Consider the following 15,176-nt stretch of genomic DNA (forward strand, 5'->3'; position numbering starts at 1 on the left):
AAGTTGTTGGATTTTGAAGGAATCCATGAGTAAAACGGTAGCAAAATTAGGCGATAAAGTATATTTCTGATGGAGTGCCTCCAACACCAATGTCGAAGGTAAGTTAGCTTTTCACCCGTAATTTTATTCGTTAATTTAACAATATAAATAATCCATTGAACGCAGCATCGATAATAACCGATTTGTTTTGGGATTGATGATTAGGTGGTTTTGTATTTATAGAAATACCAAGGAAATCCAATTTATTACACTCCATTTTCCGCCGGGCATAAAAAAAGTCCCTGAAAATCAGAGACTTAATTTATATTTGGCGGTCCGGACGGTGGGAATGAAACAAATCTGACTGAACTCAAATCGGACAAAAACGTCAAAATATAATAGTATTGGTATTATATTGGTTAGTCTAATTGTATCGAAATTGTATCAAATCAGGTCGTTCTGCTTCGGTTTTAGCACCACGCTAACCTACTTTTTAGAATCTCCAGATTTATGAATACGAGGTTTCAATGTTGGGTGCTTGGGTTTGCTTTTTGGTTTTATACCACGTCTTTCATTTGGGGTACCACCAATTTTATTTAGCTTAGGACCAAGTTTAATTGCAGCAAATGTTTCCATAATTAAATGCCTTAAAGTAATAAAAATGATCTCAAAAATTTGACAACCCTTTTAAAATAAATGATAGTTCCAGTAGCCTCATAAGGCGGGATCAACCATTTATATAAAAAATAAAAAGGAACCGTATTTACCATTTCAAAACAACCTACAGATTTTTTTAAGGTACGAACTGGGAATAATTCTTTCCTGAATATTCTTTTTTATTACTTTTTAATCGAAAATTAATAATTCGAATATTTGGGAACAATTAATGAATAATTAAACCAAATGGAATAAATTAAACTTGGTGCCTTGTTAATCTTTTAACAAAGAAAGGATTATTTTCCCTCCATTTTTTTGGGGGAAAACCAAATCAGTCAATACGGCTTCACCTTCATTGGCGAATACTTCAACAATTGAATTATCTACAAAAATATCCAGTTTCAGGACGCCATTTTGGGGAACCACCTGCATAGTTTCGATACTTGTGAAATTTTTGTTAAAGTCAATTTTTCCAGACTTGGTTCTGTCAAAAAACAATTTTTGAGTCATTGCATTATAAGTTAGCACACATTTCTCTTCCTCATTTTTTAGCAATTCCATTGCAAAACCATTGGAATTTCCTAAGTCAATAACTAAGCCTAGTTTGTAGGAATTATTTTTCATTTCCCAAGTTTTCGGTTTTGTCAATTCACTCGCTTTCAGTATTAACTCTTTGGAGTGGATACGATTGGAATAGATTGGCTTTTGAACTAAACGAAATTGCCCATTTTCTTTGACCAAAGATAATTTTCGTGGCATAGAAAACATCCCTCTCCTACCTTCTGAAGGAATATCTCCTGCATAGCTCCAGTTGCTACCCCAACCCATAATGATTGGATTTTTGTCTTTTGAAGGGAGGTTTTGAAAGGGGATTGCAGCATAAAAATCTTTCCCTCGATCCAATCTTAAAACCCCTTCTTGTTTGTCTGACACGAATGATTTTCCATCAAATTCCCCTACGAAATATTGCATCCCAGTAAATTCTGTGGCCTCCGCTGCGCTCGAAACCAGCATTACCCATTTGGAATTATCTGAATTTTCGACAGGAACCTTAAATAGAGATGGACATTCCCAAATCTTTGCTACATCACCCATTTTGCCAAACTCACTCAATAATGTCCACTCTTTCAGATTTGTAGATTCATAGATCTGCACCATAAATTCCAGTGGTTTTGCAACAATCATTTTCCACTTTCCTTCCTGCATGAACACATTGGGGTCTCTGAAATCCTTCAAACCGATAGCTAAGACAGGGTTCTTATCATAGAATTTCCATGTTCTTCCTTTGTCAGAACTATAAGCCAAACTTTGACTCTGTGCCATACCTTCTCCATTTTTATTTAAGTGAGAAGTATATATGGCCACCATACCTTTGGTAAAACCTTTCTCAAAAAAGCCCGACGTATTTAGACTATCCACAACGGCCGCTCCTGAAAATACCATGTTAGTTGAACCATCCGCGTTCATCGTTTCAGGAATGGCAAGCGGTAGTTCTTCCCAAGTTTTAAGGTTTTTGCTCACTGCATGCCCCCAACTCATGTGCCCCCATTTATCTCCCGCTGGATTATACTGATAAAAAAGATGGTACTCGCCATCCAAATAGACTAATCCATTGGGGTCGTTCACCCAATTTTTCTCCGGAGTGTAATGGTAAGCGGGACGGTAAGTTGCAGATGGGATGCAAGCATTTAACAGGCATACAACAGCCAAAAAAGTGACTAATTTTTGCATTGATTTTGAGTTTATAATTGATGAATTAGAAAAAAATGGTAGTAGTAAAAAACTACTACCATTTGAATCATTCTTAACCTCTACTAAAATTGTTAGATGTTTTAGAAGCCTGGATTTTGCTTGTATAAACCATTCGTAAAAGTGATTTCCGCTTGTGGAATTGGTAGATATTCATCCCTTCCAGCTGTAAATTTCGCTGTAGCTAAATACGGTCTTCTAACTTTCTCTTTTGAAATGTATCCATTAAGAGTTTGTTCAGCAATACCCCAACGAACTAAGTCAAAAAAACGTGAGCCTTCTGTAGCAAATTCAATTCTACGCTCCCACATTAATGCTTTCCAAGCAAAATTCTGTGTCCAGGTTGTAGATGAATAAGGCTTTACATTATACTTGGAAGCAAATGTTCCGTCTGCTTTTTTTAGTCTTCCCGTACTTGCCGCTGCTCTATTTCTGATTTGATTAATGATGTCTAAGGCTTTCTCTTGTTGTCCTAATTGAATGTAAGCTTCGGCTTGCATTAACAAGACATCATCGAAGCGTAGAATATCATAATTTTTTGCAGTTCCCATAAATGGTCCAAGTTTGAAATATGAACCACTAGAGGCCAATTGTTGAAAACGCATGGTATGAAAATTGCCATATACACCTGCATCACGTACCCAACTATTGTTGAAAGGTTTTGAATTATCATATTTATATGGGTGTCCATCGATTCCAACGGTGTGGTCAAGGCGTGGATCAACGGTTTGAGTATTTAGATTTGCATTGCTTTCATTGAATGTTTCAAAATTTGGCAAACCGTCAATATCCGTTGTATGTGCATTCACTAAGTTTTGACTAGCTGCATGAAATCCACAACATCCATATTGTGGAGCACCATGCGGATAATTCAATCCATCTTCGTAGCTCATACGTCCTGCGGTCGTTCCATCATTTACAGTAAATTGGATAGCAAAGATGGATTCTGGACCATTCTCCGTTTCCTGCAAGAAATTATCTGCAATGTCCGAGCTTAATCTATATTTCCCGGAAGAAATAACTGCTTGTGTAAGGGAAACAACCTCTTGCAATCTTGTTTTATTGATATTTACAACTTTATGAGTTGCATCTTGCTCATAAGCCTGGTACAACCGCACCTTGGCTAAATAAGCTTGAGCTGCTAACTTATTTGCACGAGCTACCTCTTGTTGTGTAGTTGGTAAATTATCAATAGCAAATTGAAAATCAGCCGCAATTTTATTCCAAGATTCATCATTAGTTATCGTATTAGAAACTTTTAGAATCTCTTCATCAGAAATAGTTTCATCGAAAATAGGAATGTTTTTGTACAATCTTTTCATAACAAAGTAGCTATGCCCTCTTAAAAAACGCAATTCAGCTAAACGTATTTTTTTAGATGGATATTTGGCTTCATCTAGAGTATTTACGGCACGAAGGGCGACATTACATCTAGAAATTGACTTGAAAAGGTTTTGCCAAGAACGAGTTACAAAGGCACCAAGCGTGGGAGTAGTCAGATTATAGTGTTCTAGGGCATCTATTTCTCCAACGTCACCCGTACCACCCCCACCTTTGTAGGCATCGTCAGAACGAACACTTCCGTATACCCAGTCACTATAGATGGGTCCAATCATATCACCATTTCCAATGGCCGCATAAGCAGATGTCACCAAACCATCAATGGCCGCTGGAGAGGTCAAATCAGATGAAGACAATACACCTGTGGGTGTATAATTTAGTTCATCCTGGCAGGAGCCGAATAAAAATAGGCTCGAAACGATTATAGTTGAAACTATTATGTTTTTCATTTTTTTTAAAAATTTAAGTTTTATTACCCCCTTGGAGGTCATTCATTAATTCGATTTAGGTTTAAAAAGATGCGTTAATTCCGAAAGTGAAGGTTTTTGGAATCGGCACAGGGTCAAGGTCAATACGCTCTGGATCTGGGCTCAAGTAATTCTTGCTTTTTAACCAAAATAGGTTTTCAGCCATTCCATAAAAACGAATTCTTGAAAATACAGATTTAGGAGTGAGGGTATAACCTACTTGTATGTTTCGCATTTTGAAATACGAAGTATTGACGATGAAATAGTCAGATGTACGACCTTCCCCATTGTTATCCTTCAATGTTAGAGCAGGCACATTGGTATTTGTGTTTTGGGGTGTCCATGCGTTAAATACACCGGGACCAACATTTTCTCTACTTCTCATTAAATTATTGAAAACGGTATACACATCAAAACCTTCTCTACCCGCTACACCTGAACCGAAAATAGAGGCATCGAATTTTTTATAGGTCAAATCCAATCGTAATCCATATTCAAGTGCTGGTAAAGTGGTACCAATCCAAGTTCTGTCCAAATCATCAATTCTATTATCTCCGTTAATATCCACATATCGAATTCTTCCTGGGCCAGCACCTATTTGTTTAGGAGCCGCATCTACTTCAGCTTGCGATTGGAAAAGTCCATTGGTCTTGTAACCGAAAATATCAAATTGTGAATGTCCAATAATGGTATTTACCAAGTTCCCTGCATAAGCTGGACGAACATTTTCTGGCAATTCGGTAATTTCATCTCTGAAATGTGCAAAGTTTGAAACAAGATTGAATTTCAAATCATTTCCTACTGATCCACGGTATCCTAATACAAATTCCCAGCCTTTATTTGATTTTGATGCACCATTAACTGCTTTTGATTGTCCCTCACCAAGCGTTGCCGCTACTGGTGGCGTAATCAAAATGCCGGAAGTATTACGCGTGAAATAATCAAATGATCCGAAAATTTTATTGTTCAAAATAGCATAATCTAGACCTACGTTAATTTCATCTGTAGTTTCCCACTTTAATCCCGAATTGGCCGCTTGTGTTTGAACGAATCCTGAAGGCAATGTCCCGGTATTAGCTCCTGACAAAGAATAAGCTGTACCGATGTTCATATATTGTTCCCAAAAACCACCCACTAATTGAGCCTGAGTTGTTCCGTATCTTGTATCAAATAAACCAAAACGAGCTAAATCACCAATTTGTTGATTACCTACACGACCTACGCCGACTCTTGCCTTGAGTTCAGAGAAAATTTTATTACTCTTCATGAAATTCTCTTGGTCAATTCTCCAACCTAAAGAGGCTGCAGGGAAAATTCCATATTGATTATCTGAACCAAAACGAGATGAACCATCACGACGAATTGTAACCGCAGCTAAATATTTATCTGAAAAATTATAATCAACACGAGCAAATTGAGAGAATAAACGACTTCCTGTAGAACCTCCTGAAACAGTGGTGTTTCCTGTTCCAGCATTTAGCGTAAAATAATCTTCTGATTGAAGAGCAAATCCTTCTTTCTTCGTGAATTGAAAATCCAAATCTGTTTTGATATATTCAGTACCAACTAAAAATTTGAACTGATTCTTCGCATTCAAATCCCAATTATAACGCAATGTATTTGACCAAGTAGTACTGATGTAATGATTTTGGTCAAAAGCTAAGCTATTTGTCGTACGGTTAAAAGCACCTTCCGAAAATGTAGGCGTTATCACCTTATTTAAGTATGTCGCGTTATCAACGCCCAAATTCGATTTAAAAAAGAGATTTTTGATCGGCTGAATTTCTACGAAAATATTTCCAAATGAACTCAAACGATTTGCATTGTTCCATTTCGCAAGTTCTTGCATGTGCAATGGGTTATTTCTATCCGAATAGCCTCCACCTGATGCACCCGCATAGGTTTTGCCGTCTTTCTGAAAAACAGGAATGGTAGGGACTAGCGTAGTAGCTAAAAAAGTAGTTGAAGCACCTCCTAAATCTCTTGCAGTAAGTGTTTCATTCGAATTTGCAATGCGTAAATTAACACCAAACTTCAATTTGTCATTGTATGCACGCGTCATAGCGTTGATGCTTCCGCTCAAACGGTCGTAGTTCGTAAATCGCAACATCCCCGTATTTTTCAATTGCCCAATATTGATTTCTAACGAAGAATTTTTATTTCCATAAGATGCAGTGAAATCATTTTTTGTCACGATACCTGTTTTGTACATGACATCTTGCCAATTGGTATCACCTACTGGTGTATTGGCGTCTCCACCTACGTAAGGTTTAAGGGTAACGCCATTTAATTTTGGACTTTGTAAATTATTATTCCAGTCAAAAGAATATATATCACCATAACCAGCAGCAGGGTCTTGTCCATCATTGACGGAGGCTTGCCACAAGGCTTTTCCTCTATCCAAAGAGTTCAACATATTAAAACGCATGGATTTTTCTGATTGCGCAGAAATACTGCTATTGAATTGAAATTCAATCTTTCCATCTGAATTAGCCCCATTTCTTGTGGTGACAATAATAACCCCATTCGAGGCTCTTGCTCCGTAGATAGATGCAGCAGAGGCATCTTTTAAGACCTGAACTGATTCAATATTTGACGGATTCATGTTTTGGAAAACTTCAGGACGAGTCGTTGGAATTCCATCAATGATATACAATGGGTCATTATTCCCCAACGTATTGGCTCCACGAATCAAAATTCGAGAGTTACTACCATTTGGGGAACCATCTTTTTCAATGTACAAACCAGGTACACGCCCCTGCAAAGATTGCATCGGGTTACCTGAGCTGATATTTTTGATGGGTTTCAAATCAACCACCACCACTGATCCAGTCAAGTCTTGTTTTCTTTGAGACGTGTAACCTACTACTACTACTTCGCTCAATTCTTTTCCAGAAGCTAAGGTAATTTGTACATCGCTGACTCCCTTAATGGATACGTCCTGTTTTTCATACCCAATAAAACTTACTTGAATAGTAGAAGCAGTTTCAGAAACTGAAACTGAAAACTTGCCATTTACATCGGTGATTGCACCAATTTTTGTACCAGTCACTAGTACACTTGCACCGATGAGAGGCACATTGTTGTCGCCTTCTCGGACCGTGCCAGTCACCTGGCGTTGGGCATAAGCCGCTTGTAATGTTAAAAACATCACAATAAAAGATAATAGGGTTTTTTTCATAATTTGAATTGTTTTAATTGTATGTATTAAACTTTACTAAAAGGAACTCGTACTGAATGATTATTTATTAAAAGCTGAATTTGTTCTTTGGAAATAAGAGGAGAAGCTCCATGGTGGGTGGCCACACAAGCTCCCACTGCACATGCTTCGATCAGGGCATTTTCTAGGGTGACGTTTTTTAAGAAATTCGAGATAAAGGAGGCTAAAAAAGAATCACCGCTGCCAATTGTATCCACTACATCAACCGCAAATCCCGAACTGTGGAAAAACTCCTTTTGATGTAAAAGCATTGCTCCATCTTCACCCTGTGTTACACAAATCGTATCGATGTTAAATAATTCGGACAAATGGTTTAGGTTTTCTTGAATTGTCCCTCTGGTAAAAAACCAGCCTGATATTTCATCTAATTCAATGTGATTAAGTTTGAGGAAATCTGTTTTTTTCAGTAAAAACGTGATAGTTTCTTTGTTATAATAAGGTGGGCGTAAATTAATGTCCAACACTTTAAACTTTGCTACCTCCAAGAGTTTTTTAAGTGTATTAAAGGTTTCCTTTGACCTGGCTGATAGACTTCCAAAGACGAAACAATCAGAATGTTTAACTGCTTCCAATGCATCATTTTCTACTCCGATATAATCCCAAGCTACGGGTTTGACAATTTTATAGCTAACATTATTTTTATCTTCAATATTCACTTTCACAACACCGGTTAGGTGCGTTTTCCCGTGTTGGATAAATTGAGTTGATAGCCCATTATCTTTTATAAATCTGAGCAATTCATTCCCTAAATCATCTGTTCCAACTCTACTAATGATTACAGCATTATTACCCATATTTTTCAATTGAATAGCAACATTCATGGGGGCTCCACCAGGCATTTTTCCTGTAGGAAGCATATCCCAAAGCATTTCGCCAAAGCAAATGATCTTGTTTTTATGACTCTGCATATTTCTAGTGCGTAATTATTATGTTATCCATGTTTTCAAGTGACTTTCCTTTAGTTTCAGGCATGAGTTTCCATACAAAAAGCAATTGTAAAACCATCATAGAAGCAAAAAAGGCGAAGACCATCCCACCCCCAAAGGTTTCAGCAAAATAAGGGAAGGTAAAAGTGATGAAACTCGCCATTAGCCAATGTGTAAAACTGCCTAAGGCTTGTCCATTAGCTCGGACTTCATTAGGATAGATTTCCGAGATAAACACCCAAATAACTGCTCCTTGAGAGAAACCAAAGAAAGAGATATACGCGAAAAGATAAAAAGGAACATTTAAACTCAGTTGTTGGCTAAATAATGCCTGAGAAACCAAAATAAGTGTAAGAATAAGTCCGACGGAGCCCACCTTCATTAAGGTTCGACGTCCAAAATGATCAATCATCGAAATACCTAACAATGTAGAAATGAGGTTCATTAGCCCAATTCCCGCTGAAGACAATAAAGCCGAATCTTTACCAATACCTCCCATTTCAAAAATGCGAGGAGCGAAATATATAATGGCATTGATACCAGAAACTTGGTTAAATACCGCAAATAATACTGCTAACAAGATTGGACGATTATAGGCTTTTTGGAACAAAACTACTTTCACTTTAGTGGTATTTTTCTGAATTGAGACGATGATCTGCTCAGCAGCATCTTTGTCAATGGAATGAAGAATAGTTCGTGCGGCGGAAACATCTCCTCTTTGAAGAATCAACCAGCGTGGGCTTTCAGGAATTAACATAACCGTAATGGTAAAAATAAGTGAAGGGAAGGCTTGTACTCCTAACATCCAACGCCACTCATTTTCACCTATACCAGATAAAAAGTAATTTGACAGGTAGGCCATTAAAATCCCTAAAACGATATTGAACTGAAACATCGCTACCAAACGTCCGCGCTTGTGAGCTGGAGCGATTTCGGATATATACAAGGGAGCAACGACCGAAGAAACACCAACGCCTAGACCACCCATAAATCTGAATATTAAAAATACCGACCAATCGAAAGCATAAGCGGTACCTAAAGAAGAAAGCAAATAAAGAATGCCTATAATGAAAAGCGATTTTTTTCTGCCAAATTTATCGGCAAGAATACCACCAATTAGAGAGCCTACAACAGTACCTATTAAAGCAATGGAAACGGTCACTCCGTGTTCTAAGGAATTGAGTTCCCAAAGTTTTTGAAGTGTTTGTTCAACACCAGAAATTACGGCCGTATCGAAGCCAAAAAGAAAACCGCCCAAAGAAGCTGAGAGCGACCAGAAAAATATTTTAATATTTTGATTCATTACAAACTTGTTACGTTTTTAATGAATCAAAATTAGAGCAATACTTTAGGGTAGGATATTAGAATTCTTTCAAATACTTACAGTTCTGTAACAATTTTTAAGTACTTTATTGTCAGCACTTTATATAATATTTAAACAGAGATCAATCTCATAATACAAGGATTGTAACACGAAATACCAAAATTGATACATTTAACTATTCCGCCAATCACTTGGCGTCTTATCTGTCTTTTGTTTGAAGAAGGTCGTAAAATAACTTGGGGTACTGAAGCCTAACTCGTAAGCAATCTCAGAAATGTTTTTTTCATGATCATTTAAGAGAATCTTTGCTTTTCGCAATTTATAATCAGCAATGTAATCCGCCACATTTCGGTTTGTCAAGGCTGATATTTTTCTAAATAACTGAACTCTGGACATTCCTAACTCTTGACTTAATTTCTCGACTGATAGTGAACTGTCTTGAATATTCTTTTCGATTAATGCTTCAAATTCAATTAAAAATCTTCTTTCTCCTTTCTGAACTTGATTGGGATGAATAACTTCAGTTGAGAATCTGCGTCTCATACGTTCTCGATTTTCAACCAAACCTTTCAATTTTTCCTCTAATAATTGCTGGTTGAACGGTTTTAAAATATAATCATCAGCCCCAGCTTTTGTCCCTTCAATTTGACTTTCAATTTGACTTTTAGCAGTCAATAAAATTACCGGAATGTGAGAGGTTCTGAAATCAGATTTTACCCTCTGTGTCAAAGCGAAGCCATCCATACCGGGCAACATCACATCACAAATAATCATGTCAGGAATACAGGTTAAAATTTCTTGCCAACCATCTTCTGCGTTATCCGTAGCAACTACTGTATAGTTTTTTCCTAATTTTCGGGTTAGAAATTGGTTCAAATCATGATTGTCTTCAATCAAGATTATCGTATTCTCAAACGTGAGTTGCGTATTATTTTCTATCATCAGAGCACTATCCTCCTCAAATTCAGTGATATTCTTAGAAGAAACTATTACTGGATTTTCTAACAAAAGGGACTTTATCTCCATGATAGGAAGTACAATTCTGAAGGTGGTCCCTTTGCCTTTTTCTGAATTTATCGTGATTTCTCCCTTATGCAAGGCAACAAACTCTTGTGAAAGAGCCAAGCCTAAACCCGTTCCTAAAGAAATGTTTTTGTTTCCTCTGTAAAACAAATCAAAAGCATTAGCTTTTTCTTCGGGGGTCATACCGACCCCATTATCGGCAATGTTTATTTCAATTTTATCTATATTTCTTAAAATTGACACGTGAATCAAACCCCCATCTGGTGTGTATTTGAAAGCATTAGAAATGAGATTGAATAAGACCTTATCTAATTTTTCAGGATCAAATCCAAATTGAATCTCTTTAAAAGGACTAATAAATTGAAGATCAATCTGTTTTTGTTTTGCCTTTAAATTAAAATCTTGTACTATATCTTTGATGAAAGCAACTAAATCATTTTGCCCAATTTCCAATTCCATTTTCCCGGCATCCAACTTTCTCATCTCTAAAAATTGATCAACGAGGCGTAGTAGGCGATAGGCATTTTTATTGATCAATTTTAGAGTTGATTGTATTTCCTTTAAGTCGGTACTTTTTCTTTGCAACAAATCCTCGGTCGGAGTAAGGATCAGGCTCAAAGGTGTTTTGAATTCATGTGAAATATAGGAGTAAAACCTCATTTTGTCTTCTGTTGCTTTTTTTGCTAAAAGAGACACTTTTTCTATTTCATTTTTTTGTTCGAGAATTGCCAAATTCTGCTCTTCTAAAATTCGATTAGACTGCTGTTTTTCATTTAAAAGAAAATATAGAAAAACCCCTAAAACAACCATAACCGTAAGCAAAGCAGTTATAAAATATAAAAGGTTTCCTTGGGTTGAGTAGGTTTTATTCAAATCATTAATTTTTAATGTTTCCCGCTCAATTTCAACTTGTTGTTCTTTTATTTTCTGGATTTGGGATAACATAATATTGACATTATCCGATGTTATCACATTTGTCAAAAGCTTCGTTTCTTTATTATAGGCCTGTTTATTTAGAATTTTAACAGCGGTTTGGATTACCTCAGCGCCACCCGTAGGATACAATAAAGTGGCATTTAATGTACCATTTTTAACCAATTGCATACCATTTATTACTGGAATTGCATCAATTCCAACAAAGAATAAGTCTTTTGCTTTCCCTAATTTTTGGGCCGTCCGATAGGCAGATAATGCTAAAAAATCAGTGTGCGCGAAAATAATATTCGTTTCAGGGTGATTTTTTAATATACCTGCTAATTTCTTATTTATGTCTAATTCGATATTTTTGACTTCGAGAGTCGCCACTTTATTCATTTCAGGATAAAGGTTAAAAGCCTCATTAAATCCACGATTTCTTTCGATGGCAGGTGAAGAGGTCATTTCCAATTCTAATTCAATGACATTCCCTCGACCTTTAAACTGACTAGCGATAAACTTGCCTGCCGTTTTTCCTATTTCATAGTTATCTGCTCCAATGAAAGCAGAATATTGTTCGGAATCAGTTTTTCGATCAACATAAATTACAGGAATCCCCGACTTATATATTTCATCGATAACGGTGGAAAAGGACTTGGATTCGTTGGGAGAAATAATTAATAAGTCAATTTTTTGCTTATCAATTTCCTTAATCTGTTCTAATTGCTTTTTAGTATCACTATACGATTCAATGATTTCAAACTTAATATCTGGATGAAATGCCAACTCCCTTCTCATTTCACTATTCATCACATTTCGCCAATCATCGTGGCAGCATTGTAAAAAAACAATACGGTATTTGTATTCTTTTTTGAAGGAACATGAATTAGCAAGCAGTATAATAAAAGCTAAAAGAAGCGAATTAATAAAAGTCTTCATTCAATAAAATTGGGGAATCCTTCCTAAATATACTTACGAAAAATAGACAAATACTATGAATAATGTTACAAAGTATATTTAATCAGGAGTCTTAAATTATAGTTGGAGGTGGAGACGATGGGAATGAAACAAATCTGACTTAACTCAAGCTGAGCAAAAACCAATTACTCAGGGAATAATCAGTATTATAATAAGAGGATAACAATCTTTGTACTAATACATAGCTCAATAGAAGAACTATGTGACACAATCATTCATGAATACGTTCATCATCTTTAGATTAGAAATCCAAACGATGATATTAGGTATAATAGACTTACTCGACTAAAGTCCTATTGGGAAAATGATTATGAGGTCGAAGCGAGATACATTGCCTCAAAGTATTCGAAGAAATATCAAATGATTGTCATTCATACCGCAAGAAGAACTTTGGCAACGCTACTTGCTGATAGGGGTATGGAGTACCACAAGATTATGAAAATTACCGGACACAAGAAGTTGTCGACGCTCCAAAAATACATCAAAAGTGATTTTGATATTGACGATATGTTAGAAATTGGAAACAGTATTTTGGGATGAGAATCCTTGAAATCCCTTTTGCAGCACCCCATTTAGCACCAGGCATAAAAAAGTCCCTGAAAATCAGAGACTTAATTTAAAGTTGGCGGTCCGGACGGTGGGAATGAAACAACTCTGACTGAACTCAAATCGGACAAAAACGTCAAAATATAATAGTGTAGGTATTATATTAGTTAATCTAATTGTATCGAAATTGTATCAAATTAGGTCGTTCTGCTTCGGTTGTAGCACCGCCCCTATCCTGTTTTATTTTAGTCTTTGATTTAATAGAACCATCATATCAGGTACCGGAAACCTACATTATCACAAATCAGGTCTTTATTTGATTTAAAGACCATATTTGAGTCTTTTTGTAAAGCAAAATAGTGGTTTTTGGGTGTTTTGCTATACAAATGCTGCACAAATTCTAAAATCTAAACTTCGTTTAAATTGTAGGAAGTAAATTACCACCTCTTTTTGATTTGTGCACCCATAATAGTTGGAATTTGGCATCCAATATTGCGGCTGAACCAATACCTAATTTTACTTCAACGTAATGAACGCAATACTATGGCTCGCTAATTTCAAAACTCCTTTATTTAGTTTCTCACCACGAATTTCAGGAACCGTATCATCGGCATTTAGCTTCAGTTCGACCCCGTTACATTTCATGTTTTTTGAAGTCAATTGATCTGAAGAAAGCACATAAATTTTTCCTGATTGTGGGATTTCAATTTCTGTTTCAGCTGAGGTAGTATTTAGCACTAGGACTGTTTTTCCTTTATTAGAACCCTTTAAATCGTGTACAAATACATCTACTCCTGGACTTAATTTTGGCGATTCAAACACTTGCGTTCCCATCAATTTATTCCATAATAGTGCAGCCCAATAATTGGGTCTTGGAGTATAGGTATCTTGTTCCAAAATGGCATATTCGCTTCTCGCAAGCGTATTGTGCATGACAACCTGAACACCTTTTTTGGCTAATCTACCTAATTGCTCTAAGTATCTAAACGTATCTACATAGGTAGTAGCGAGCGGATTTCCACCACAGGCAGACTCCGCCGTTTCTGTGTTCCAAATAGGAACATTCGGCATATACTTATCTCTAGCTTGTTTGTAAAAATCCAATCCCTTTTCCGTTTTGCTTAACCATTCTGCACTTAAGGCTTTTTCAACAGTCTGATTTCCTCCACACCTCTTGGATACCGTTCCATAAAAGTGATAAGTAAAAACATCAAATACCGGTTTAGGCGGAGCGGATAAAAGATTATCCACGAAAATATCTTGTGAAGGGATGATTCCACCTTCACCTGTAGAACCTGGTCCTAAAATGGTAAGTTGGGGATATTCTTTTTTCACTACCTCCTTAAATAGGGAAAAGTCGGCTGCAAAATTAGCTGCGTTATATCCTTTAGGCGCATCTCCATGTGATGAATGCGAAGGTTCATTAAACATCTCGGCAGCCACAATCTCTCCACCTAAGGAATGGGTATAATCCATTATTGGTTTCAGTGCTTTGCTTGTCCATTGGCCTTTTTCATCTCGGATACCTTCGCTAATTGGAAAGGAGCTAACAACTTTGCCATTAACAGATTTACTGAAGTCCACCACTCCCTTCCATTGGTTTCTTGTCAAAATGTTTTTATACCCAGCTGGTGGCGCTGTCATTTTAGCCTCGTCATTATCTTGAAAATAAACCGCATTAGCCCAAGTTCCACTCACGCGAAGATAGTATGGGCCCAACGCTGCGGCTAAATTTCTAAGTTTCTTATTGTACAAATTAATCGGCTCAATCGTCCATTTAAGTGCCGCAAATCCTGTTTTTTTAGAGGTTTTTCTGACGGAATCAATTAAATGATAAGGGATCCAAAAGTCGCCACCAATCACTTCACACATTTCAATATTAAAAGATTGATAGCGCTCATCTACTTGGCCTAATTTTTTCAATTGAGTTAGGTTCAAAGAATTAATGGGCTTCCCCACAGGTAATTCTTGGGAGAATACCTGAAGGCTAATCGCTAAAAAGAAGAAAGAAAAAACCGTGCATTTTAAGTTGTTCATTTCTATAGTTAATT

The 15,176-nt window shown here is 36.6% G+C and carries 9 protein-coding genes; 1 reads left to right on the plus strand and 8 read right to left on the minus strand.

Going from position 1 to position 15,176, the window contains the following annotated elements; translation table 11 throughout:
- Positions 1-465 precede the first annotated feature (465 nt).
- From V7S76_RS01130 to V7S76_RS01160, 7 genes are all read right to left on the minus strand, one after another.
- Positions 466-615 (minus strand): hypothetical protein, encoded by a 150-nt coding sequence (locus V7S76_RS01130; protein ID WP_269007213.1) that lies wholly within the window; start codon positions 613-615, stop codon positions 466-468.
- A 294-nt stretch (positions 616-909) separates the two neighbouring features.
- Positions 910-2,367 (minus strand): glycoside hydrolase family 32 protein, encoded by a 1,458-nt coding sequence (locus tag V7S76_RS01135; protein ID WP_459508162.1) that lies wholly within the window; start codon positions 2,365-2,367, stop codon positions 910-912.
- A 101-nt stretch (positions 2,368-2,468) separates the two neighbouring features.
- Positions 2,469-4,175, minus strand: coding sequence for a RagB/SusD family nutrient uptake outer membrane protein (locus V7S76_RS01140; RefSeq protein ID WP_459508163.1), 1,707 nt, complete (start codon positions 4,173-4,175; stop codon positions 2,469-2,471).
- Positions 4,176-4,236: 61 nt separating this feature from the next.
- Positions 4,237-7,374: a SusC/RagA family TonB-linked outer membrane protein gene (locus tag V7S76_RS01145; RefSeq protein ID WP_459508164.1), complete on the minus strand. Its 3,138-nt coding sequence runs from the start codon at positions 7,372-7,374 to the stop codon at positions 4,237-4,239.
- 26 nt (positions 7,375-7,400) lie between these two features.
- On the minus strand, positions 7,401-8,321 hold the full coding sequence (locus tag V7S76_RS01150) for a carbohydrate kinase family protein (RefSeq protein ID WP_459508165.1): 921 nt from the start codon (positions 8,319-8,321) through the stop codon (positions 7,401-7,403).
- 4 nt (positions 8,322-8,325) lie between these two features.
- The gene (locus V7S76_RS01155; protein WP_459508166.1) at positions 8,326-9,642 is read right to left on the minus strand and encodes a sugar porter family MFS transporter; all 1,317 of its coding nucleotides are present in this window, start codon (positions 9,640-9,642) and stop codon (positions 8,326-8,328) included.
- 192 nt (positions 9,643-9,834) lie between these two features.
- Entirely contained in the window at positions 9,835-12,540 is a 2,706-nt protein-coding gene (locus V7S76_RS01160) for a substrate-binding domain-containing protein (RefSeq protein WP_459508167.1), read from the minus strand.
- Positions 12,541-12,909: 369 nt separating this feature from the next.
- On the opposite strand from V7S76_RS01160, the gene V7S76_RS01165 reads away from it, so the two are divergent.
- Positions 12,910-13,119 carry a tyrosine-type recombinase/integrase gene (locus tag V7S76_RS01165; RefSeq protein ID WP_459508600.1) on the plus strand — a complete coding sequence of 70 codons (210 nt, stop codon included), beginning with the start codon at positions 12,910-12,912 and terminating at the stop codon, positions 13,117-13,119.
- Between the two features lie 522 nt (positions 13,120-13,641).
- Here V7S76_RS01165 and V7S76_RS01170 read toward each other — a convergent pair.
- Entirely contained in the window at positions 13,642-15,162 is a 1,521-nt protein-coding gene (locus V7S76_RS01170; protein WP_459508168.1) for a glycosyl hydrolase family 79 N-terminal domain-containing protein, read from the minus strand.
- Positions 15,163-15,176: the final 14 nt, after the last annotated feature.

Source organism: Aquirufa sp. ROCK2-A2 (assembly GCF_054558485.1).

Bases quoted from the DNA above. Each gene is read 5' to 3' on its own strand.
- V7S76_RS01130 (WP_269007213.1), bottom strand. From the start codon at position 615: ATGGAAACATTTGCTGCAATTAAACTTGGTCCTAAGCTAAATAAAATT.
- V7S76_RS01135 (WP_459508162.1), bottom strand. From the start codon at position 2,367: ATGCAAAAATTAGTCACTTTTTTGGCTGTTGTATGCCTGTTAAATGCT.
- V7S76_RS01140 (WP_459508163.1), bottom strand. From the start codon at position 4,175: ATGAAAAACATAATAGTTTCAACTATAATCGTTTCGAGCCTATTTTTA.
- V7S76_RS01145 (WP_459508164.1), bottom strand. From the start codon at position 7,374: ATGAAAAAAACCCTATTATCTTTTATTGTGATGTTTTTAACATTACAA.
- V7S76_RS01150 (WP_459508165.1), bottom strand. From the start codon at position 8,321: ATGCAGAGTCATAAAAACAAGATCATTTGCTTTGGCGAAATGCTTTGG.
- V7S76_RS01155 (WP_459508166.1), bottom strand. From the start codon at position 9,642: ATGAATCAAAATATTAAAATATTTTTCTGGTCGCTCTCAGCTTCTTTG.
- V7S76_RS01160 (WP_459508167.1), bottom strand. From the start codon at position 12,540: ATGAAGACTTTTATTAATTCGCTTCTTTTAGCTTTTATTATACTGCTT.
- V7S76_RS01170 (WP_459508168.1), bottom strand. From the start codon at position 15,162: ATGAACAACTTAAAATGCACGGTTTTTTCTTTCTTCTTTTTAGCGATT.